Below are 23309 nucleotides of genomic sequence, written 5' to 3' on the forward strand. Positions count from 1 at the left end.
GGGTGGGTTTGGGGTGGGTGTTTGTGGGGGGGGTTTTATTGTTTGTGTCACACCACCTCTTGGCGTTCTTTTGGGGGGGGGGTTTTTTTTTTTTTCCCCCCCCCCCCCCCCCCCGCCGCTGCAGGCCTAAACGGCCTGGCTTGCTGCCCAGCGATCGCTGCAGGCAGCCACAATGACAATGGCGTCCTCGAGTCCGCCCCACCCCAAAACCTGTGTCTGTGTGTCCGTCTGAAAGTCCTTGTAATGGTTGAAATGGTGTTCGATTTGCTGCTTCAGACGCGAAGGAACATCATCGATGGAACGAATGGCGCCGCCGGAGTCACGGTCGTCCACCGGGACGGTGAGAATTTTGTAGTCCATGTCCTCCCCGTCGCGGAAGTTCAGCAGGCCCAAGATCCGTAAGTGAACAACTACCCCTGTTACGAGCGGCTCCCGGGTGATGCACAGAATATCGAGTTCATCGCCGTCCTCATCCAAGGTCTGTGGAATGAAACCATAGTTGACAGGCTTGGCGAAGATGCCCGGATCTACCCGGTCAAGATGGAACAGGCCAGTGGTGCGGTCCCATTCGATCTTGTGGCTGGAACCATGCGGGATGTCGATGACGCCGGTGAGAAGTCCTTGCTGATAGTCGCCGCAGCTTAGAAGCTTGTTGTAGTCAGGCATGGAAAGTTCCTCTCACCCGGATGGCCCGGAGCTTGTCCTTGCCGCAGGGCCTGCCGTCCTGGTGATGGAGGCTGCCCGCTACTTGTTGACCGTTGCTGGTAGCCGCTTCTGCGCAACCCTGTGGCGTAGAACTTCAATCAATCACAACCACCACGTTTCTGACAAGATGCGCAAAGCTGAGAAATGCCGCTCCCCACCGGAAAGCGAATGAAGCATCGTAAGCGACTCAATGGCAGCCAATGACCACATCCAATTATCTGGATCGTTTGCACCATCTCAACTGACACTGGAAAGGCGAGGGGATGGGGGGAGTAGCCTCAAAAGCGAAGGCATGAGGACCGTGCAAGCGAAATATTCTCGAAAAGGAGCCGATGATGGGTGACCTGCGGATAACAGCCGTGAAGGCCATGCAAATTCTTGATTCCAGAGGTTTTCCCAACGGTGCAGGTCCAACTGCGTGACGGCGGTGTGCGCTGGTCCGGGCGCGGAGTGAGCCAAGCCGTTGCTGCTGTCACGGGTGAAATGGCCGGGTTGCTTGGCTCCCAGGCGTGGGGCTCGCTGGCACAGCTGTATGCCGCTTTGTGCGAGCTGGACGGAACGGCAAACAGGGGCAGACTGGGAGCGAGCAGCGGCTGCCCATTCCCCACTTCAACGTGATCAACGGCGGCGAGCACGCGGCAAACGAACTGGCATTCCAAGAATTCATGATCGCCCCGTTGGTGCAAGCAGCTTTCCGGAAGCGTTGGAATGGGGCTCCGATGTCTACCACGCATTAGCGCGAGTGTTCCGTGGCAGGGGTTTGGCCACGGGCCTCGGCGATGAGGGCGGTTATGCGCCGGAGATTGCACGCCTGGAGGAGGCGCTGGACCTGATTCTGGCAGCTATCGAGGCCTCGGGACGTACTGCCGGGGAAACCGGCATCATGATCGCTCTGGACCCAGCAGCTAATTCTTTCTTCGCTGACGGGGCCTACCGTGTCAACGACCAGGTACTTACACCTGAACAGATGACCGACTATTACGGAAAGCTCCTGGATAATTACCCGATCCGCAGACTGGAAGACCCCCTGTCAGAGGACGATCGCCAATCATGGCCCGCGTTGGTCCAGAGCCTTGGGGCCCGCGTGCCGATTGTGGGTGATGATCTCTTCGTCACCCAAGCAGCCCGTGTCCGCGACGGCATTGCGGTAGGGTCCGCCACGGCGGTACTGATCAAGCCCAACCAGGTGGGCACAGTCACCGAAACCCTCGAAACAATGACGGTTGCAAAAGCCGGTGGATTCACCGCAATGGTCTCCCACCGCTCTGGGGAAACCCTCGACAGCTTCGTCGCCGACCTTACCGTGGGTTCCGGCTGCGGCCAGCTCAAGTCAGGGCCCCAGCTCGAGGTGAAAGACTCGCCAAATACAATAGATTGTTGGAAATTGCAGAAGCCAACCCGTCGTTGGCTTTTGGCCTGGCGCCCGTGCCAAGCCGTAGCTGAGTGGCTCAGACAGCGCCAGCGTGCGTGTCGTAGTAGCCGCCCGCCGTCACGAGATCTGGCTTTCGGCCTGCTGCTCCCGTGAGGGGCGCAGCAGACCGGAAGCGGCGATCGAGGCGGCCATCCAAGCAGCCGCATAAGTGAAGGCTACAGCCGGGGAAAAAAGGGCCCACAGAATGCCGGCAGTCATTGTTGCGCCCAGATCGCCAAATGATTGCACCAGGCCCAACAGGCCGTAACCATTGCCGCGGAGCCTCTCTGGTAGCGCTAGTGCAACAGCAGTGGACTCCGCTGTTTCGGCAAAGCCGATGCCCACCCCGGCCAGCAGGAACCCGGTCAGAATCAGTGCCGATGACGAGGTGCTGAAAGCGAACAGTAGGTAGGCGCCCACATACACTGCACTGCCAGCAGCGAACACGGGACCCGCACCGATCTTGTCCACTAGCGGACCAGCTACGAGTGAAGCAGCAGTGGCTGCCGCATTATGGGCGGCGTAAAAGAAAATGGCCAGTGCTGCGGCCGCAGTCGCAGTTCGTCCGCCGCTGCTGAGCACTTCCGTGGCACGCAGAATCAGAAGCGTTGTGGCCAGGTTCCCAAGCTCGAAAAAAGCAACCGGCACTAGTGCACGGGCCGCACCACTGCGGCGAAGTTCTCCAAGGTTGAAGCTTAGCCGGGTCCTGTTGGCTGGTGCCGACAGCATGGTCCGGGCCTGGCGTGCGGCGATGGATACGGCAACGGCAGCTAACACGCCAGGGATGATAGAGAAAAAAATTGCTTGGCGGATGCCGATCACACCCACGAGGAGCCCCGCCACGAGCGGACCGGCAATGGCGCCGGCATTGTCCCCAGCCCGTTCAATGCCAGCTGCCCGCCCATAGGCGGCGCGCGGCGCCAAGGAAACCAACATAGTGTCTCTGGCGGGGGACCGAACGCCACGCGCGGACCAGGCAAGGGCACGCAATGCAGCCACCTGCCACACCATGGTGCAGAGGCCGATCGCCGCCGTGGCCACGGCTGTCAGCAAGTACCCGGCTGAGGCCACTTTGGACCGGCGCGAGGGTTCATTGGCCAATGGGCCACCAGCCAATTTACTCAGTCCAAGCAATGCATCGGATGCTCCTTCAATGGCGCCCAAGGCAGCCGGTCCGGCATGCAGCGTGGAGGTCAAAAAAGATGGGAGTAACGAGGTGACGAGTTCATGCCCGGAATCACTGAGAAATGATGTGCCACCAATGGCAAGAATGCCCCTGCTGAGCCACTTTTTCGGGGCTGTGGAGGATGACGGGCTGGGTTCCATGCTGGGAGATGGGCGATCATCACCTCGCCCATCGATTGAAGCATCCCCATTCATGGCAGCATCCCCACCCTTGTTCTCATCCACCGCCAGTGCCGGATTCGTTAGTGCCACATTCCATGATTTCTTTTCCTCTCACGGCAGTGGTGTGAACAACTAGTTGTCATGATCCGCGCCCCCGGAGTAGTAGACAAGATGCCGACTAAGGAAAACTTTTTCTCACGCGCAGACGCCTGCTGCGATAAAATAGCAATTACCGGCGATGGACCCCGCCCGAACCACAACTCGGTTCGAACCGCCTCTTGGCTCATGGTTCCTGTCTCAACTGCAGGATAGAGGCACGGTCATGTTCACGGATGAAGGAATCTTGGGGACGAGGAAACCAGCCCCAGAGAACTTAGCAACACTCGTGGGAAGAGAGCCGAAACCTGAAGGTTTTGTCAGCATTCTTTTCCCCACAGGCAGCCCAAGGGAGCTCGTAGAAGGACCGGCAACGAGATTTCTGGTTGACCTACAAATCAACCAGATCATCGCGGCGACTGTGGCAGGACGGGAGCAATACCAGCTCAAGCCGTATTTCTACCTGCCGCTGCAGGACCTGGATGTGATCAGCTACAGACACGAAGTCTTCAATGACCTCGCCCAGGCAAAACTGCGCAGGGTTGTGGATGGCTTTGCCCGGGCAATGCTCGAGATGCGCCGGGACCGCGCATTGGCAGACGGATTTCGGGACGAGCGCCAACGTCAGGCCATGCTGGTTGACGCCGCCAGTATTTATTGTGCAGCCGTGACGGAGCTGAATGAGACCTTGGCTGATGCAGCCCCGGCTTCCCGGGGTCTGCGGGCGTTCGGGATCTATCTTGCCGGATATGTGAAGTCTTCCGGTTTCCTAGCAGTAGTCAGCGATGCCGCGCAGGTACAGGAAGCCTTGGCTAAAGTCCGCTACTGCGTAGGCATCAAAGGAAACCGTGTCACCGTCACACGCGAAGAAGATAGCGCCGATTACACTGCCGAGGTGCGCCAGACGTTTGAGAGATTCAGCCAAGGACAGGTCAAAGATTACCGCAGGCAAAACGGTAAGACCATCGTGGACATGAACCACGTTGAGAGGTGGATTCTGGACGGGGTGGTGCAGCTTTTCCCTGGTGAATTCTTGGCCCTTCAGAGCTTTGAATTAACCCATGCCGAGTTTGGAAATGAACTGGTGGCGGCCTTTGACAGAGAAATCCAGTTTTATCTTGCCTATCTTGATTTGGTGGCCAAGCCTACTGCGAAGGGGCTTTCCTTTTGTATGCCGGCGGTGAGCCATAACAAGGAAGTCCACGCAAAGGAAACATTCGATCTAGCACTGGCAATACAAATCGTTGCCCGGGCACGGTCGGTGGTCACCAATGACATAGATCTGGGCGGAATTGAACGCATTCTTGTTGTCTCCGGACCAAACCAAGGAGGCAAAACAACGTTTGCACGTATCTTCGGCCAACTGCATTATCTGGCAGCCCTTGGCCTGCCAGTGCCAGGAAAACAGGCGAGGCTGACGCTTCCCGATGCGATCTTCACGCACTTTGAATTGGGTGAGAACACTAAGGACCTGCAGGGGAAATTGATGGATGATCTGGTCCGGATCCATGACATCTTGGATGCGGCAACTCCGCGAAGCCTTCTAATTCTCAACGAGATATTCACCTCCACCACCTTGGGTGATGCCATCGACTTAGGCACCAGAATATTTGCGCAGATACAAAGTACCGACCTTGTCTGCGTATGCGTCGCCTTCGTGGAGGAACTTTCGTGCTTGGGCCCAACAGTGGTCAGTATGGTCAGCACCGTTGAAGCCGAAAATCCCGCACAGCGCACCTTCAAGGTCGTCCGTCAACGAGCTGACGGTTCGGCCTATGCCATGGTGTTGGCACAGAAGTACGGCCTGGACTACGGATCCCTGAAAGGGCGGATCAACTCATGAAAACTTTTCTGCTGTTCAAGGATCGGGACTTTCATCCTGATGCGCGGTGGAGCGCCAATGATTCGGCAAATTCGGACTTTGTTCGCGAACTGTACGCGTTGGCGAGAGAAACCATTGAGGGGGAACAAAAGATATACCGCAGTATCTTCAGTCGTTCTCCGTCAGCACTTCGGAACCAGTCAATACAGTCCCTGGAAATGTTGGTCGGCGTCCTTGGACGGCTCAAAATCATGTGCATTGAAACCCAGGACGGGTTTCACTCGCAAGGTTTTACCCGATTCGTGGGCATGGTGTTGGCGGAACTTGATGAAAACTACCTTGCAGAGATCAACGAACACTTACGGCATTTGCGGTTCAAAAATGGGACGTTGCTGGCAGCTGGCTTGGGACGGGCAAACAAGGGCCACGACTACACACTCTCAAATCCGGGCCCGGACACCCGGAATTGGTTGGCGCGAATGTCCGGCAAGAGGCCGCAGAGTTTTTCTTTTCACATCAACGATCGTGATGAAGAGGGGTTTCGGGCATTGGGCGAGCTGGCAGATCAGGGAATCGGTTTGGCAGCTGATGTCTTGGCACAATCGGATGATCACATCATGAATTTCATCAAAATGATGCGCCAGGAACTGGCCTTCTTTGTGGGGTGCATCAATCTCGAAGCAGCGTTTTTAGATGCAGATGCCCCGCTTTGTTTCCCCAAAGCGGAGACATCCCCCGCGATGGCACTCTCTGCGGTGGACTTGCGGGATGTGTCCTTGACAGTGGCGCGTAAGGGGCCAGTGGTTGGGAACAACATCAATGCTGACGGCAAGTCCCTGATCATGATCACCGGAGCCAACGAGGGCGGAAAATCAACGTTCTTGCGCAGCATGGGAACGGCGCAACTAATGATGCAGTGCGGCATGTTTGTCTGTGCCCGGTACTTTAGCGCAGGCATTGCCGCTGGCCTCTACTCGCACTACAAGCGAGAAGAAGTTCTCGGTCTCAAGAGCGGAAAGCTGGATGAGGAATTGGAACGCATGAGCGGCATCGTAGATGTTGTGAAGCCCCATGCCATGGTGCTCTTCAATGAGTCGTTCTCTTCCACGAATGAGCGAGAAGGCACAGTTATTGCCCGTGACATTATTCAGGGCCTGATAGACAGCGGCATGCGCGTGGTGTTTGTTACCCACTTCTATGAGCTTGCCGAAAGCGTCCATGCCTTGCATGCGGCAGGGTCACTGCTGCTAAAAGCGGGACGCACCGATTCCGGGGGCCGTACCTTCACGGTGGTGGAGGGTGCACCAGAACGCACCAGCTATGGGAAGGACCTCTACGCCAAAGTGTTCATGGATTCTGGTTCGGTACTGATGAAAGAAGCTGATCATGACAGCGGGCAATGAATCACCCATCTCAGCCGTGGATTCGATGAACCTTGGGCTTCCGTTCTGGCTGCCGCCCTTCGGCCGGGGCAATGGACGCCAGGCACTGTACTGGGCCGCCCTGGCCGATCTGCCCGAACGCATGGTAGACCCGGCCCTTGCCGCACTGGGTGCTGAAGACATCCCTGCATGGGCATCTCCCGTCCATTCCGGACCCATCCATTCGGTGCCAGCAAATTCAGGGCCCAGCCATCCCGAACCCAGCCATCCCGAGCCACGCCATCACAGGCGCGGCCACTATGGGGCATCCCACCATCATGAGCCAGAACCTGGTGAAGCTCCCTACCGGTTGTGGGTTGCAACCATGAGATACGAGCGGGCAGAGGACATCATGCTGCGGGTCCTCAATGACGGGCGCTAAAATGCCGACGCAAGGCTAGGCTGGGAATCCCAACGAGGAAGCGGTGCCTGCCTTGAGTGAAATATTCTTTCCCCAGATGTCCGGAGACGCCAATGAGCTGGGCGTCCTCGTTGAATGGCGCGTACCGAACGGGCAGAAAGTTGCTCCCTACCAGGTTGTTGCTGAGGTGACGGTGAATAAGTTCGACGCCGAAATCAACTCCCCGGCCGCTGGCACCTTGAGCTGGCTCGTGGCCGCAGGCGAGGAAGTACGCCAAGGCGATCCCATTGCCACCGTTGATTGAGTAGCCAAACCTTAAAGCTCGACGGCGGGAGGTGAGCTTGGTTGCCCAAGCTCACCTCCCGCCGTCGTACTTCTCTAAGTGGCGCGCTTACTTCTGCAGTCCGGCGGGGACGTCATCCGGGTTGGAATCGGTGACTGCCGCAGCTAGGCGGTCATCCCAAATCTTGCGGATGTGCGCCGGGGTAGCCGGGGTGAGCAGCGAGACCACCACGTAGACCACAAGAGATGCGGCGAGGCCGAAGTAGATGGGCTCGTTCGCGTAGATGCCGTCGGCGCTGGGGATGACGGCCGTGGCGTACAGGACTAGCAGGACGATGGTGAGCAGGCAGCCGACGGCGATGGACCAGGCAGCGCCCAAACCGGTTCCGCGCTTCCAGACCAGGCCGCCAATGATGGCCACGAGCAGGCCGCCAACAAGGATGTCGTAGGCGATGGTCAGTGCAAATACCACATCGTTGACCACGATGGAGATCAGCACAACCAAGATGCCCAGAACCAGCATGTACCAACGGTTGGATTTGAGATCGTGCTCGGGGTTGGAGGTGTCTGAGGTGTCAATTTCCTTGCCGAACCAGCTGGCAACGAAGGGGACAACGTCCTTGCGGGCCACGGTGGCGGCCGCGATCAGGGAGCCGGAAGCGGTGGACATCATGGCTGCCACAGCGGCGGCGAGAACAATGCCGCCAATGCCGATGGGCAGCAGGTTGGTAGCTACCTCGGCGTACACAACGTCCTTGCCCAAGGCTGCGACATCAATGGAGGGTAGTGCCACGCGGGCGGCCAAACCGATGAGGGCACCGGCCACACCATAGAGGATGCAGTAGATTCCAGCCGTCGCGCCGCCCCAGCGAGCCACCTGCGGGGTGCGGGCGGTGAAGACGCGCTGCCAGATGTCCTGGCCAATGAGCAGACCCAGTGTGTAAACCACAAAGTAGGTGATGATGGTCTGGATGCCAATGCCGTCCCACTGGAAGAAGCTTGCATCAACGCGTTCCTTGATGCCGTCAATGCCGCCGGCGGCATTCCAGGCGAAGGGGAGCATGAGCAAAAAGACGCCCACGGTCTTGATGATGAACTGCACCTGATCGGCCAGGGTGATGGACCACATGCCGCCAATGGTTGAGTACACCAGCACAATGACACCGCCCACCGCGATGGCCAGCCAATGCTCCCAGCCGAACAGCACCACGAAGATGGTGGCGTAGGCGCCTGTTGACGTTGCCGAGATCATGATGGTGTACGCCAACATGACAATGCCGGAAACCTTGGTGGTCTCCTGGCCGTAGCGCAGGCTGAGCATCTGCGAGACCGTGTAGATCTTGAGTTTTTGCAAAGTGGGGGCAAAGAGCAGGCTCAGCAGCAGCACTCCCACGCCAATGGCAACCACGAGCCACATGCCGGAGATGCCGAACTTGTAGCCAAGTCCCACACCACCCACTGTGGAGGCGCCGCCAAGGACCACGGCGGCCATGGTTCCGGTATAGAGGAAGGGGCCTAGCCGGCGTCCTGCCACCAAGAAGTCGCTGTTATTTTTGGTGCGGGATTTACCCCACCAACCAAAGGCCAGCATGGCCACTAAATATAAGACGACGATGGCTATGTTTAAGTCCACGCGATGCTCCAGTGTGCGAAGTAGTAGGATCCCCAAGAAATATTGCCTATAAAGCAACGTTTGTTGTCTATTAGGCTAAACTGTGATGGTAGTTACAGTCAATGTGCCGTTTAAAAATGGGCTGTCGAGTTATGAGGAGCCGCCATGAAAGCTTTGCCCCTAGAACCCAGTGCCGACCCGGTAGCCATTGGTTCGCGCCTCCGCGCGGCCCGGCAAGATCAGCGGCTGACCATTGAGCAAGTGGCCGATGCAACAGGTCTGACGAAGGGGTTCCTCAGCAGGGTTGAACGCGATTTAACCTCACCTAGTGTGACTTCTTTAGTGACGTTATGCCAAGTTCTCTCCATCTCGATCGGTGATCTCTTCGCTGCCCCAGAGATTCATGTCAGCCGGAAGGGTGAAGGCCCGCGCATCTCTTTGGGCGGCGAAGGCATTGTGGAACGGCTACTGACGTCCCGCGCCGAACGGCGTTTGCAGATCCTCGGGGCCACCATTGAACCTTTTGGTCGAGGTGAATCCGAGCTGTACGCAGTGGACTGTGACCTTGACGTCTTGCACATTATCAGTGGGGAATTGACCCTGCGGATGACGCATGAGTCCTTTGATCTGAAGGCAGGAGACACGCTCTCATTCCCGGGACGGGAACCGCACAGCTGGGAAAACCGGACCGCCCAACCCGTCGAAGCCCTGTGGATCTTGGTGCCAGCAGCCTCGGGCTCTGGCGGCTCCTGACGCTAACCGAGCGTTGGCCCGAAACGGCTCGAATCTAACCGAGCGTTGGATTAGCCTACGTGGACCCAGGGGCGGCGGGTGAGATCTGGCTCGGCCTCGCGCAGTACCTCGCGAGTGACCGGGGCAATTTCACCCTCGCCGATGAAGACGAACTTAATCATGTTGGTGATGGGGTTGCCCTCGTTCCAGCGGAAATAAATGTGCGGGATCAGCCCTGTGGCGTCGCAAATATGGAGCAGTACGGCGGCAATGGTGTTGGGCACGTTGGAGGCGTGCACCTGCAGGATCTTGTAGCCGTGCCGGGTGATGCCTCTGACCTCCAACACGGTTTCAAAGTCCGAGGAATCATCCACAATCACCTCCATGAACAAGGCGTCGCGCGGATTGCCGATCCCGTTCACAGTTGCTGCGTGGCTTAGCTTGCGCCGGTACGCTGCGGCACTGCGGGTCTTTGGATCGTGGGAAATAATGCGGATGGTGCCCTCATCCACGGCGGCAACGAAGCCCATGGCCGCCTCATCCATGCGGATATAGCTTGCCCGCAATTCGAACGAGCGGCGCAGCCTGGAGATGAAGCTGACAACCACAATGCCCAAAATGAACAGCAGGGCAATCTTGAGCCCGTCGGGGCGTTCTATTGAGTTGGCCACGGTGGTGTACACGAAGACCAGTGCCACGGCGCCGAAACCAATCGCCTTCTTGCGTTCGCGCTTGCGCTTGGCGGAGAGCGTCACGGCAATGGCCGCAGAGGTGATGAGCACCAGCACACCGGTTGCGTAGGCGCCTCCCTGGGCATCGACGTCGGCCTTGAAAATGAGGGTGATCAGGACAGCGATGGCGGCAAACACCAGCACCAGGGGCCGGACCGCTGCGGCCCATTGTGGGGCCATGCCAAAGCGGGGGAGGTAGCGCGGGACGAGGTTGAGCAGGCCTGCCATGGCGCTGGCACCGGCGAACCAGAGGATCGCGATCGTGCTGATGTCATATGCGGTGCCGAAGCCCTCGCCGAGGAGATCGTGGGCAAGAAAGGCCAGTGCGCGGCCATTTGCGGCGCCGCCAGGCTGGAATTCGGCGGCCGGGATGAGAATAGTTGTGGCCAGCGAGGAGGTGATCAAGAAGGTACTCATGATGACGGCGGCTGTTGTCAGCAGCCGTTGGGCGCCCTTGATGCGGCCCTCGGGGTTCTCGTCCGTGTCGGTGGGGTGGCCCTTGATCTGTGGCATGACGGCCACACCGGTTTCAAAGCCGGAGAGCCCCAGAGCCAGGCGTGGGAACACCAGCAGGGCCACGGCCACCACCATGACGGGGTTGCCGTGCTGAGTTGTCAGGGCGCTCCACCAATCGGTGGTCAGCAGTGGGCTTCCCACCACGTGGACAAGGGAGACTGCGATGACCACCAGGTTCAGTGCCAGAAATACCGCAACCAGCACCACCGCTATGCTGATGGCCTCCTTGAAGCCACGCAGGAAGACGGCCGCCAGGGCCGCGATCAACACCAACGTGATGATGACGTTTTGTCCGTGCAAAAAACTCGGGGCGAAGGGATTTTGAATCACGTGAGCTGTGGCGTCCGCGGCGGACAAGGTAATGGTGATCATGAAATCGGTAGCGGCGAACCCGAGCAAGGCCAGGACAAAGAGCTTGCCCCACCACCGTGGCAACAAATTTGCCAGCATGGCAATGGAGCCCGCACCGTACGGACTTTCCCGTGCCACCCGCTTATACACGGGCAGGGCGCCAAAGAGGGTGACCAGCACCAGCACAATGGTGGCCAACGGTGCCAGTACCCCGGCAGCTAGGGCAGCAATGGCGGGCTGATAACCCAAGGTGGAAAAGTAGTCCAAGCCCGTCAGGCACATGACCCGCCACCACGCGTGCCGCTTGTGGCTCTCATCTGGACGGCCGTGCGGTCCCTGCTGGGTGCCTGATGCTTCCGGTAGCCCCTCTAGTAGCCACTGGCGCAGCGCGGCCTTGCCCCGAAGTTTCTCAGGTCCGCAGGGGTCTGCAGGAGCTTTGGAGAGGGATGTCACGGGAGGCCTTTCTCATCAATGGCCACCGAATGGCGGCTCATGGAGACTAACACCGGCGTAGAGGTAAAAAGCCCTCTCTTGACGAAATCTATACGGTCTTCTCGCGGCATTGAACCGGAGATGTTGTATACGCCACACAAAAGTGCTTCAAGGCGTGAATAAAGTATCTTCTATGAAACTTTTGGTTCCCATTAGTGAACATCGGTTGTACGATGGTGAAGAGCTGCCAGATGTGACGCAGGTCTACTGTCACTACGGCTTTTTTGTAAAAAATTCTCGCAAGAAAATGAGGACGTCCATGAAAGAGATCCGCATCGAAGCCAATGGCAACCTGGGGCCCATTGATTCCTCCCAGATCCCGCGCTACGCTGGCGCCGCAACGTACGCCCGCCTGCCGCGCCTGGACCAGGTGGCACAAGCCGACGTGTCCGTGGTGGGCGTTCCCTTTGACAGTGGCGTTTCCTACCGGCCCGGCGCGCGGTTTGGCGCCAACCACGTCCGCGAGGCCTCTCGGCTGCTGCGCCCGTATAACCCGGCCTGGGATGTTTCCCCCTTTGAAAACTGCCAGGTGGCCGATGCCGGCGATATGGCCGTGAACCCGTTCAATATCAACGAGGCCATTGAAACCATCCAGCAAAATGCGCTGGATTTGACGGCGGGCGGCTCGAAGCTGCTGACTATCGGTGGCGACCACACCATCTCCTTGCCGCTGCTGCGCGCTGCCGCCGAGCGTGCCGGCGAGCCCGTGGCCATGCTCCACTTTGACGCGCACCTGGACACCTGGGATACGTACTTCGGTGCCGAATACACGCACGGTACCCCGTTCCGCCGTGCCGTCGAGGAAGGCATCCTAGATACGGAGGCCATCTCCCACGTGGGAACCCGCGGACCGCTTTACGGTAAGAAGGACCTCGATGACGATCACCGCTTTGGCTTCGGGATTGTCACCGCGGCCGATGTCTACTACCAGGGCGTGCTGGAAACCGTGGCGAAAATCCGTGACCGTATTGGCAAGCGCCCCCTGTACATCTCCGTGGACATTGACGTGCTGGACCCGGCCCACGCCCCCGGCACCGGCACCCCTGAGGCCGGTGGCATCAGCAGCCGTGAACTTATCGAGATCATTCGCGGCTTCCGCGGCATGAACCTCGTAGGCGCTGACATCGTGGAGGTGGCCCCCGCCTATGATCACGCCGAAATTACCGGCATCGCCGCAAGCCATGTGGGCTTTGAACTGGTCACCCTTATGGCGGATAACCACGTTGCGGGGGACCGCTTCGGCGCCCCCAACGGTTACGCAGCCCAAGCCCTTGATGCCGAAGAACGACGCCGGCCTGCCGGCTTTGCCCCTGACCTCACCACCGAAGGCGGTTCCAAGTGACTCCCCAGCGCAACGGTGGCGATCTCGTTGTCGAGACTCTGACAGCCCTGGGTGCCAAAACTGTTTTCGGCATTCCCGGCCAGCACGCACTGGGCCTCTTTGACGCCCTGAGCCGCTCACCCTTACACTTTGTTTCCTCCCGCGTGGAGAATAACTCGGCCTTCGCCGCCGACGGTTACTCCCGCGCCACGGGTGAAGTGGGCGTATTGTTCTTGTCCACCGGTCCCGGCGCACTGACCGCCCTGGCTGGCCTGCAGGAAGCCTATGCCACCGGTGTGCCCATGATCGTGGTGGCCAGCCAGATCCCCCTGGAGGGTTTGGGCGCCCGCCGTAAGGGGATGTTGCACCAGCTCGATGATCAGAAGGCATCCGCCGCGAACGTGACCAAGAGCCAGCGGCTCATCCAGCATGCCTCCGGGATTCCTTCGGCGATCCAGGATGCCTGGACTGAGGCCGTGTCCTCGCCGCAGGGCCCTGTTTGGGTGGAGGTGCCGCAGAACGTGCTGCTGGATCCCATCTTTGTGCCGGCTGTAGAGGACGCGCTCGCCGAGCCGTTTGATAACCCGCCGCGGGTGGAGTTAATCCGGGAAGCCGTGAAGTGGCTGAGCGCCGCCCAGCGTCCGGTCATTGTGGCTGGCGGTGGCGTACGCCGCGGTCATGCCAAAGAGCAGCTGCTCTCCGTGGCGCAAAAACTTAACGCCCCTGTGGTTTGCACACCGGGCGGCAGTGGTGCTTTCCCGTGGAACCATGAACTCTCGCTGCAATCATGGGTTGAGGACCGCCATGTCACCGAGGTCCTTGAAGACGCTGATGTGTTGGTGGTGATCGGGTCCTCCCTGGGTGAGGTCTCCAGCAACTACTTCACTATGGAACCGCGTGGGCGCATCATCCAGATTGACGCAGAACCGCGGGTTCTAGAATCCAACCGGCCAGCACTGGGCATCCGTGCCGACGCCGGCCAGGCCTTGAGCGCGTTGGATGAGGCCCTTGATGCTTCCCTCAGTGCCGATGCGAACTGGCACGGAGCAACCCCGCAGGCCGTCGTGGCTGACACGCTCGCCAAGGTCCAGGCCCGCCTGGACGGGCAGGATCTGGCCCTGGAACGCAAATTCATGGCTGATATCCGAGACGCCGTCCCGGCCGATATGCAGACCTTCTGGGACATGACCATTTCCGCGTACTGGGGCTGGAGCTGTTGGGATTCCAAGGATGGGGAGTTCCACTCGGCCCAAGGCGCCGGAGGCCTCGGCTACGGTTTCCCGGCAGCAATTGGTGGGGCGCTCGGGCTGCAAAGCCACGGTAAACCCGCCCGCGTCTTGGCAGTGGCCGGGGATGGCTCCTCGATGTACTCCATCTCGGAACTGGCCACGGCCAAGCAGCACAACGCCCCCGTCACCTGGCTCATTGTGGATGACGGCGGCTACGGCATCCTGCGCGAATACATGATCGATACCTTCGGCAAAGCCACGCACACGGAGCTGGCCCGCCCGGACTTTGTGAAACTGGCGGAAGCCTTCGGTGTGCCCGCCCGCCGGGTTGCCCCCGAGGACGTGGGGGACGCGCTGCGGGAGGGTTTCGCCGCAGACGGACCCAATGTTGTGGTGGTTGATGTGCTGCTGAAGATGTTCGGCCCCACGCACCTGAATCTCTAACCCGCTTCTCCACCTACAGCGCCGGGAGGTAGTAGTTATGTTTGGAGGCCGGTCCACCGGCCTCCAAACATAACTACTACCTCCTAGCAGGCTATGAACCTGACGTTCGACGGCGGGCGGTCACCTTTCAGCGCGAAGGTGGCCGCCCGCCGTCGTTGTGCCAGTGCAGGAGGCCTGTGTGAGGCACTGGGAGGGATGGCCAGCTGTCATATAGGGAGTATCCGTTGACAAGATGTGATGGATCACATCTACTTTAGGTAACATCATGTTACCAATGGGTGCGTGGTGTCGGAATCATCCGATCGTATCTATAAGGGGAAGCATGCTGAACTCCGAACTCGTGGCGCGCGTCAGCGCTGCAGGGATCAATCCACCACCACCTCCGCAGCGGCGGCGCCAGCGCAAGCGCCGCGCCGCCATCGGTTCTGCTGTGGGAGCGGTGCTGCTGGCAGCTTTTGTCATTCCGCTGGCCGGGACGCCAGCACAGGCTGCCACCGAGACACTCTTCGAAGCCGAGGCTGCCACGAACGTGTTCACCGGAAAGGCTGTGGTGCAGGACCGCCCCGGCGCCTCCGGAAATAAAACAGTGGGATACGTGGGCGGCGGGAACGGCAAAATTGGTGTCAAGATCAACGTCATTGACCCTGCCCGGACCAAATTGCACCTGCAGTACGTCTCCGGTGAGGACCGGGATGTCTCCGTCCAATGCAATGACGGCGTAGCTACTTTGATTGATCTGTCACCGAGTCCCAGTTGGGAACAGTCCAAACGGCATCAGCTCAGTTGCGCCAACCTGGTGGCAGGAGAAAATATCATCACGTTCTTTAATGCCACAGGCCCGGCCCCTGACATTGATGCCGTGATTGTTGAGACGGCTGCGCAAACACTTTTTGAGGCCGAAGCCGCCGGAAATGATTTTGTTGGCAAGGCCGTCATTCAGAACAACACAGCGGCCTCCGGTGGCAAAACCGTGGGCTATGTGGGCGGCAACAACGGCCAAATCGGGATCAAGGTCAGCATGGAAACCGCAGGGGACAAGGAGTTTGAACTCCAATACCTCTCACCCGATTCAGGCAAACGCAATGTCAACGTCCAGTGCGAAGGCAGCGAGAAGGTGTTGCTGGATCTGGCCGTGGCACCTAATACCAGCACGCCCCTGCGCAAAGCCTTCTCCTGCTACCTGCACGTGGGCATCAACACCATCACCGTGTGGAACGCCAACGGCCCGGCCCCTGACATTGACGCCATCATCTTGAAGACGGACGGATCCGACGGCGGCACGCCCACGAACGTACCTACCGACGGAACCGGGGGTGAGACTCCTGATCCGTATGCGGACAACCCCGCGGCGGCTATGCCTATGGCAGATCAGGACAATGCTGGAAAATGGACCAAGATTGAGGATTACTCCTCCGAATTTAATGGTGTTGATCTGGATGAGGGCTTCACCCGCTTCACCGATCAATGGGGGTGGCGTGCCGAATGGCGGTGGGAAGATGATGCTGCCGTGGTCAAGGATGGGAATCTGGAACTGACCCAGTCCTACGATCCCACCTCGGAATTCAACATCACCCCGAGCAAGTGGCAGACCAACCTCATCGATGTGAACCTGCAGAACAACAATGCGGACACCGTCACCTCCTATGCGGCACACACAGGCAAGACCGGGCTACGTCACACGTATTACAACCAGTACGGCACGCGCACCCAGCAGAGCTTCTCTGGGCTGGCTGCTGGAAGCTACACACTATCTGCCTGGGCAAAGACCATGGGAACCCAAGGCTCCGTGGCTCTGGCAACCCAAGGCTGTGATGGAAGCTCGGAGGTGAACAGTGCCAGCATTCCGCGCAGCAATGGTGCCTGGACCCAGTATTCGCTGGCGGTATCCGTCACTGCGGGAAGCAACTGCCAGGTGGGGCTGCAATCGAATGGCGCTGACTTTGCAGACGTCGCCATGTTTGACGATGCCTCCTTCAGCGCCGACTCTGCCCCTGCAATCAACAAGCTGGCCAACCCCGGTTTTGAGGAAGTCGCCACAACGTACAACAAGTCAGGCGGCGTCCAGCACAAGGAAGCCATCAAGTTCGGCTACTTTGAAGTCCGTGCACAGTCCGGCACCCCGTTCCCGGGGACCTGCCTAGCCTTCTGGCTGGACGGGCGCGAGGGCGACTACGCCACCGAGCTGGACATGGTGGAGCTGGGGCAGAACCCGAGCCGGCCCGGATCCGTCGACTTCGCCAAGCACCGCTGGCCGTCCAAGGCGCTTGGACCCAACCATCAATCCGACGGCGGCTCCACCTTCCAGGCGCCCTGGAACCCGTCAGAGAGCATGCATAACTACGGTTTCGAATGGGGACCGGGCGTTCAGCGCTGGTATGTGGATGGTGTGTTGCGCCGGGAAAGCAAGGACCCTGTCTACGACCCCGCCGAGCAGATCATGATCCTCTCGGTCGGTTTACGAGCTCCTTACGTCAATAACCCCGGCGCTTACCCCAACGCTTACGACAACGCTGAGCCGTCCAAGTTCGATTACGTGCGTGTATGGAAGAAGCAGTCCATGACCATTGACAGTGCGGTGGAGGGGAACTATCAGTCCTCTTTCGTCTTCCCCGCAGAGTGGACCGCGAAGCCGGCAACAGGAGCCCTGGGCGGTACGGTGCGCACCTCAAGCACCGCAGGCTCATCCTGGAGCATGCGCTTTGACGGCGACGGCGTGGCTGTCACCGCACCGGTTGGTCCCGGCCAGGGCCAGGTGGCCTATGCCATTGACGGCGGGGATCCCGTCATCGTCGATCATGCGGCGGCCGCTGATGCCATCTCCACGGTGTGGACCAGCCCCACGATCAAGCGGGGTAAGCACGTTCTGACGGCCACGGTGGTGGGAGTTGCGCGGGCCACGGCACTTCCCGTGTCCGTTGACTCCGTAGCCGTGCTGAACAGCGGTGACGCCGTCGTTGCCGACATCACCGTCGTTCCGGAAGCAGTAACCTTCGATGCAACCGCAGGCACCTACACGGTTCCCGGCACCACAGGAATCGAGTACGTGGTGGATGGTGCCGTAGTTTCGGCGGGCAGCCACCCGTTGCCCAAGCTGGTGACGGTCACTGCGCGAAGCGTGAGCGGTTACGCCATTGCAGATGGTGCTGAAACCTCGTGGAGCTACGCTGCCGAGGTAGTTCCTACTGAGGAGCCCACGGTTGAGCCGACTGTGGACCCGACGGTTGAGCCGACTGCAACAGTCACTCCGACTGAGGAGCCCACTGTTGAGCCGACTGAGGAGCCCACGGTTGAGCCGACTGTGGACCCGACGGTTGAGCCGACGGTGGAGCCCACTGAGTCGGCGCTGCCGAGCCCGAGCCAGAGCCCGAGTGGAACCCCGAGCCCTGCGCCCAGTGCCACAACAGCCACTGCGGCCGACGATGGGCTGGCCAGTACGGGTGCCAGCTCGCCTGCGCTCGCACTGGGCATCCTGGTCCTGCTGCTCGCAGGAGGGGCCTTGGTGCTGGGAGGTAAGGGCCGTCGCAAGGCCTGATCAGTAGCCGGATGCCGGCAGGCCAGTAGTCGCTGAGCCTGCCGGCACTGATCCGGTTGGAGAAGTTAAAAAAAGTGCGGGGCCAGCTTTCCCAGAAGGGAAAGCTGGCCCCGCACTTTGTGCAGCTCGCTGCGGAAACGGCTCAGGCGCCCGGGGTGGCAGGAATGCCAGGCTCCACATAGCGCTGCGAGTCGGCCATGGGAACCCAGACGGGGGAGGTCTGGCCAAGACCGGTGACGGGACGGTCGAAGGCATCAAAACGGGGCTCGGAATGCGCGGCAAACCAGTCCGTCAGCTGCTCCTGCAACTCTTGCCGGCGAGTCGCGAAGGCGGGATTGTCAATCTCGTTTCGGCTTTCCTGCGGGTCGGCCAGAAGATCGTAGAGCTCACAGACGGCCCCGCCATAGCGCACCACTAGCTTGTGGGACTCGGTACGGATCATCCGGGTGCCGCCGTACTCGTCGAAGATCACAATGGCATCCTTCCTGCTGGCATCCTTCGCGCTGGCATCCGCATCTGCGACGTCATTCAGGAACCGGGGAGCCATGGACTCGCCGGCAATCAAGGGATCCAGCGGGGCCGGGGCTCCAGCCAACTCAAGCAGTGTGGCGTGCAGGGACGCCGCGGAGGTCATGGTGTCATCGAGCCGCGGCACAATGGTCCCGGGCCGGTTGATGATGAACGGGACCAGGATGGAGTTATCCCACACGTTGAGGGGCGTGGTGCCGTTGCCCTTGCCCCAAATGCCGTGGTGGCCGCAGCTGAACCCATTGTCGGAGGTGAAAATGACATAGGTATCATCGCGGATTCCGGCGTCGTCCAAAATGTTCAGCAGACTCCCCACGCCCCGGTCCACCGCCGTGAGTGCGGCACAGAAACCGGCCAAGTTTTCCTGCGGGTTCCGCATTGCTGCAGCCAGATCGCCGTGGTCCCAGTTGAACCAGTCATGGGCGGGAGGCCGGGGAATGCTGGGGAACTCGCAGTCTTTGTACAGGTCCACATATTCCTGCGGGTGGTTGCCGTCCGTCCAAGGGGAATGTGGTGCTGTGTAGTGCACCTGCAGATAGAACGGTTCTTCCGCCTGGGCCAGCTCAGTCAGCATGGCGGCGGCATTTTTGGTGATCGCGTGCGTGATGTAGCCATCCTCGGATTGCTCCTTGCCGTCAGCAATGACAGGTGCACCAAAGTAGGATCCGCCGCCATCCCGGTGGCTATACCAATGACTGAATCCGGGGGCGGGCGTGCGGGCGTCGCCCAGATGCCACTTGCCCGAGTGGGCGCACGTGTACCCGGCCTCATGGAGTAGTTCCGGGGTGGTGGCAAAATCCTGCAAGTAATGCACGCCTCGTGTGCTGACACCGCTGTTTTCACTGCGCAACCAGTCATGCACACCGTGGGCCGAGGGCATCCTCCCTGTCACCAACGACGCGCGTGCCGGTGAACACACCGGGGAGGTGCAGAAGAACCGGGTCAGTTCCAATCCGGTCTCGCCCAGTTCATCCAGAACAGGGGTGATCAATTCGGGCATGGTGCGCCCGCGGGCCCAGGCGCCTTGGTCGTCAGTCATGACAACAATGAAGTTTGGCGCTTTGGCTGCTGTTTGCTTACTCATTTATCCGATCCTGCCACGATGCCGCTTTGGAAGTAGCGCTGGCCGAAGAGGAACAGCACCACTACGGGAATACTAATGATTAAAACGGCTGCCATGAGCAAGTTCCACTGAGTGGAGTCCTGTTGGAAGAAAACCGTCAGGCCAAGCTGGAGTGTTTGCATGTCATTGGAACGTGTCATGATCAAGGGCCACAGGAAATCGTTCCAGGCGCCCTGGAATGCCAGTACGGCAACGACGGCGACGGCTGGGAACGCCAGCGGCGTGTAGACCTGCCAGAAGATGCGGAACTCCCCGGCGCCGTCCAGTCTGGCGGCCTGGCCCAGTTCATCGGGTAGGTCAATGTAGAACTGACGCATGAGGAACACGCCCAGGGCGCTGGCCAGATGGGGGACCATGAGACCGAAGTAGGTGTTCAGGAGTCCGCCGCCACCGGCGCCCAGGATGTCGTTTCCGCCGAGTAGCGGGAACTTCGTCAAGATGATGAACAGTGGCACCATGATGACTTCTGGAGGTACTACCAGAAGGGCGATGAGCCCGCCCATGACCAGGCCCCGGCCGCGGAAATTGATCCGGGCCAGCGCATAACCTGCCATGCACGACAGGGCGACTTGGCAGGCCGAGGAGACCACGGTGACAATGGTGGAGTTGGCAAAATATAGGGCGAAGTCGGCGCTTTGGAAGGCGTTGAGGAAGTTCTCGGGGTGCACGCCGTCGGAGAATAGCGCCCCGCCGGAGGCAGTGGGCCCGCCTAGGGAAACCCCCACCACATAGAGCATGGGGACCAAATACATGGCACAGACCACCAGCGCGATCACGTACAGCCGTGCGCGGCCGGGTTTCCGCCGTCGGGCCTTCTGCATGCGGGGTGGACGGGCCTGCGACTTTTCGTCGATTCGATCAAGGACGGTGCTCATGGTGTGGACAGCTCCTGTCGGGAAAACAGCTTCTGGCCAAGCTTCAGCAGCAGCGAGGCCAACACAACGGCCAGGAACAACAGGACGGCGATGCTGCTGGCGGCACCAATGTTTAGTTCCGTGAAAGCCGAGTCATACATGCGGTAGACGAGGGTGCGGGTTGCGTTGATGGGCCCGCCCTGGGTCATGACGTAGGACTGGGTGAACATTTGCATGGCGCCCAGGAACCAGGTGACGAAGACGAACAGCAGGGTTGACTTCAATTGTGGAATGGTGACGAGGAAAAAGCGCTGGAATGCATTAGCGCCATCCACGTGAGCTGCCTCATTGATGGAGGTGGGGATGGCTTGGATGCCGGCTAGCAGGATCACCATGAAATATCCCAGATTGCGCCACAGGCTCATGACCATGATGGAGGGCATGGCCCAATTTTGGTCGGTCAGGAAGTAAATGGTGTCAATGCCCAGTCCGTTGAGTGCTGCGTTGATCGGCCCGATAGCCGGATCAAAAAGGAACGTCCAGATCAGTGAGATCACTACGTAAGAGGCGGCCTGCGGAATATAGACTACGGTGCGCATGGCGGCGCCGCCCTTGAGGGCCTGACTGAACAGCATGGCCACCATGAGGGCCACAACAACGCCGACAACCACCTGCCCGAACGCAAAATAGAACGTGTTTGTGGCCGCTTCCCAAAACGCCTCGTCGCCAAAGAGCCTGCGGTAGTTTTCCAGGCCCACCCACTGTGGCTTGTTGATCATGTCGAACTTGGTCAAGCTGAAGTAGCCGGCCACGATCAAGGGGATGATGCTGATAAGCAGAATGACTGCCACTGCCGGGGAGACCAAGGCTACGCCGGCACGGCGCATTTTCCGTTCGGCTAGTGAACTAGGCGACGCCATTGATTTCATTCACCTTCTTATCAATTTCAGTCAGGGCTTCCTCGGTGGTGGCCTGGCCCAAGATGGCCTTCTGGAGCACAATCTTGATGGCCGGGCCGATGGCGAGCATGTTGGGACTTGAGGGTTGGGTCACCACGAATTCGCTGGCCTTGCTGAATCCCTCGGGCAGGCCCTTGAAGAAGTCTGAATTGACGGCGTCGGTACGGGTGGGAAGGGCGCCGACCCGCTCATTGAGGGTTTCCATGGTGCTGACGCTGGTGAGCAGCTTAACCAGTTCCCAGGCTTCGTCTTGGTGCTTGGTGCCAGCGGCAACGCCGAACTTGTTGACCCAGGCCGAGGAGACGGGCGTGCTGCTAGAGGTGGCCTTCAACGGCGGGCCGGCAACGATCTTCGGTGTGGGCTTGTCCGCAAAGTCCTGGGTGTTGCGGTATACCAGCAAGCCCGAATATTCGGCACTGGAGCGTCCGGCAGCCACGGCTCCCGCCCCGGTGCCGGTGAACACATCATTGAAGTCGGAGAGGCCGTCCTTGTAGAAGGAAACAAGGTAGTCAAGAGCGTTCTTGCCCGCGTCGCTGGAGAACGTGGCCTTTCCGGAGGAGTCCCAGTAGCTGCCGCCAGCCTGGAACATCAGCTGTGCAAAGGACTGTTGGATGCCAATGGATTTGTCATTGAACCAGGAGATGGGGCTCTTGGCGGGCCCGCCGTTCTTGGTGGAGAGCTTCTCGGCCATGGCCTTGTATTCATCCCAGGTGGTGGGCAGTGTGTCCTCTGTGTAGCCGACACTTTCTAGATGGTCCATGCGGTAGCAGGCCGTGCGGGTATCGGCGGCGAAGGGTAGCGCGTAGAGCTTGTCCTCGTAGCGGGCGTCCGTGAGCATGTTCTTGTTGAACTGTGCGCTTTCATCCCAGGCAGCAAATTTCTCATCCAGCGGTAGCAGGGCATTCTTGGACGCCAGCGGTGCGGTCCAAATGCCACCCAGTGTCACCACATCGGCCAGGGAGCTGCTGGCTGCGGCTGTGACCATCTTCTGAAAGCCGGAGGCCCAGTCTGAGGTGCGCAATTCCAGCTCAAAGCCCGTTTTGGTCTTGAATTGTTCTGCCACAGTTGTTTTCAAAAAGTCGATGGTCTTCTCATCTGCCCCCAGCAACTGCAAGGAGAGTGTCTTGCCGCCTCCGCCAGTGGCCGATCCTGTGCCCGTGCCGCAGGCCGAGAGGGCAGATAGTGCCCCAAGCCCGGCGGCGAGCGTGCCTGCCCGGAGAATGGTGCGGCGGGAGGGAAGATGGGAGGTAGTGTGCGCTGCGTTGGGCATGTCTCTTCACTTTCATGACGGTTGGGTGTGCCTGGAGCGGATGCACCATGTTCCGCGCTATGTTGGTAACATGATGTTACTAAGGGTGCTGTGTTATGTATCACTCTGTCAAGGTGGCCGAGTAACTTTCAAAATTTGAACGCGGTCTCAGATAGCTGTTGAACGGTGGG

The 23309-nt window shown here is 59.6% G+C and carries 17 protein-coding genes and 1 pseudogene; 10 read left to right on the forward strand and 8 right to left on the reverse strand.

The features are described 5' to 3' along the window. Nucleotides 1-126: 126 nt before the first annotated feature. Nucleotides 127-666 (reverse strand): inorganic diphosphatase, encoded by a 540-nt coding sequence (locus ABIB48_RS17560; protein WP_315914305.1) that lies wholly within the window; start codon nt 664-666, stop codon nt 127-129. Between the two features lie 489 nt (nt 667-1155). Between ABIB48_RS17560 and ABIB48_RS17565 the strand changes: the two genes are divergently transcribed. Next, complete coding sequence (locus tag ABIB48_RS17565) at nt 1156-1323, forward strand: hypothetical protein (protein WP_308467758.1); 168 nt, start codon at nt 1156-1158, stop codon at nt 1321-1323. Next, a pseudogene (locus ABIB48_RS17570) lies at nt 1320-2230 on the forward strand (enolase C-terminal domain-like protein). The gene ABIB48_RS17565 and the pseudogene ABIB48_RS17570 overlap by 4 nt, the downstream one beginning before the upstream one ends. Here the strand turns inward: ABIB48_RS17570 and ABIB48_RS17575 are convergent. Beyond that, nucleotides 2195-3553, reverse strand: a complete 1359-nt coding sequence (locus tag ABIB48_RS17575; protein WP_354213771.1) for an MFS transporter — start codon at nt 3551-3553, stop codon at nt 2195-2197. The pseudogene ABIB48_RS17570 and the gene ABIB48_RS17575 sit on opposite strands and share 36 nt — an antisense overlap. A 295-nt stretch (nt 3554-3848) precedes the next feature. On the opposite strand from ABIB48_RS17575, the gene ABIB48_RS17580 reads away from it, so the two are divergent. From ABIB48_RS17580 to ABIB48_RS17595, 4 genes are read left to right on the forward strand one after another with little or no spacing between them, the layout of a single operon-like run. Beyond that, nucleotides 3849-5402: a MutS-related protein gene (locus ABIB48_RS17580; protein ID WP_354213772.1), complete on the forward strand. Its 1554-nt coding sequence runs from the start codon at nt 3849-3851 to the stop codon at nt 5400-5402. Continuing rightward, nucleotides 5399-6784, forward strand: a complete 1386-nt coding sequence (locus ABIB48_RS17585; protein WP_354213773.1) for a MutS-related protein — start codon at nt 5399-5401, stop codon at nt 6782-6784. Before ABIB48_RS17580 ends, ABIB48_RS17585 begins: the two co-directional genes overlap by 4 nt. After that, nucleotides 6768-7184: a hypothetical protein gene (locus tag ABIB48_RS17590; RefSeq protein WP_315914299.1), complete on the forward strand. Its 417-nt coding sequence runs from the start codon at nt 6768-6770 to the stop codon at nt 7182-7184. Before ABIB48_RS17585 ends, ABIB48_RS17590 begins: the two co-directional genes overlap by 17 nt. A 52-nt stretch (nt 7185-7236) precedes the next feature. Continuing rightward, complete coding sequence (locus ABIB48_RS17595; protein ID WP_146212980.1) at nt 7237-7467, forward strand: biotin/lipoyl-containing protein; 231 nt, start codon at nt 7237-7239, stop codon at nt 7465-7467. An 87-nt stretch (nt 7468-7554) separates the two neighbouring features. Here ABIB48_RS17595 and ABIB48_RS17600 read toward each other — a convergent pair whose 3' ends face one another. Continuing rightward, nucleotides 7555-9036: a sodium:solute symporter family protein gene (locus ABIB48_RS17600; RefSeq protein ID WP_110104955.1), complete on the reverse strand. Its 1482-nt coding sequence runs from the start codon at nt 9034-9036 to the stop codon at nt 7555-7557. 186 nt (nt 9037-9222) lie between these two features. On the opposite strand from ABIB48_RS17600, the gene ABIB48_RS17605 reads away from it, so the two are divergent. Further along, nucleotides 9223-9810 (forward strand): helix-turn-helix domain-containing protein, encoded by a 588-nt coding sequence (locus ABIB48_RS17605; protein WP_315914298.1) that lies wholly within the window; start codon nt 9223-9225, stop codon nt 9808-9810. 50 nt (nt 9811-9860) lie between these two features. Here ABIB48_RS17605 and ABIB48_RS17610 read toward each other — a convergent pair whose 3' ends face one another. After that, nucleotides 9861-11840, reverse strand: a complete 1980-nt coding sequence (locus ABIB48_RS17610; protein WP_354213774.1) for an APC family permease — start codon at nt 11838-11840, stop codon at nt 9861-9863. A gap of 298 nt (nt 11841-12138) precedes the next feature. Between ABIB48_RS17610 and speB the strand changes: the two genes are divergently transcribed. The 3 genes from speB (at nt 12139) to ABIB48_RS17625 (ending at nt 18405) form a co-directional block, all read left to right on the forward strand. Next, entirely contained in the window at nt 12139-13221 is a 1083-nt protein-coding gene (gene speB, locus ABIB48_RS17615) for an agmatinase (RefSeq protein WP_354213775.1), read from the forward strand. Continuing rightward, nucleotides 13218-14873 carry a thiamine pyrophosphate-binding protein gene (locus ABIB48_RS17620; protein ID WP_354213776.1) on the forward strand — a complete coding sequence of 552 codons (1656 nt, stop codon included), beginning with the start codon at nt 13218-13220 and terminating at the stop codon, nt 14871-14873. The genes speB and ABIB48_RS17620 overlap by 4 nt, the downstream gene beginning before the upstream one ends. A 322-nt stretch (nt 14874-15195) precedes the next feature. Then, entirely contained in the window at nt 15196-18405 is a 3210-nt protein-coding gene (locus ABIB48_RS17625; RefSeq protein WP_354213777.1) for a family 16 glycosylhydrolase, read from the forward strand. A gap of 142 nt (nt 18406-18547) precedes the next feature. Here the strand turns inward: ABIB48_RS17625 and ABIB48_RS17630 are convergent, their stop codons facing one another. From ABIB48_RS17630 to ABIB48_RS17645, 4 genes are read right to left on the reverse strand one after another with little or no spacing between them, the layout of a single operon-like run. Then, entirely contained in the window at nt 18548-20017 is a 1470-nt protein-coding gene (locus ABIB48_RS17630) for a sulfatase-like hydrolase/transferase (RefSeq protein WP_354213778.1), read from the reverse strand. After that, the gene (locus tag ABIB48_RS17635) at nt 20014-20931 is read right to left on the reverse strand and encodes a carbohydrate ABC transporter permease (protein WP_245932022.1); all 918 of its coding nucleotides are present in this window, start codon (nt 20929-20931) and stop codon (nt 20014-20016) included. The genes ABIB48_RS17630 and ABIB48_RS17635 overlap by 4 nt, the downstream gene beginning before the upstream one ends. Next, the gene (locus ABIB48_RS17640; protein ID WP_354213779.1) at nt 20928-21830 is read right to left on the reverse strand and encodes a carbohydrate ABC transporter permease; all 903 of its coding nucleotides are present in this window, start codon (nt 21828-21830) and stop codon (nt 20928-20930) included. The genes ABIB48_RS17635 and ABIB48_RS17640 overlap by 4 nt, the downstream gene beginning before the upstream one ends. Beyond that, nucleotides 21817-23139, reverse strand: a complete 1323-nt coding sequence (locus ABIB48_RS17645; protein ID WP_354213780.1) for an extracellular solute-binding protein — start codon at nt 23137-23139, stop codon at nt 21817-21819. Before ABIB48_RS17645 ends, ABIB48_RS17640 begins: the two co-directional genes overlap by 14 nt. Nucleotides 23140-23309: the final 170 nt, after the last annotated feature.

The organism is Arthrobacter sp. UYCu511 (assembly GCF_040547105.1).
GTDB lineage: Bacteria > Actinomycetota > Actinomycetes > Actinomycetales > Micrococcaceae > Specibacter > Specibacter psychrochitiniphilus.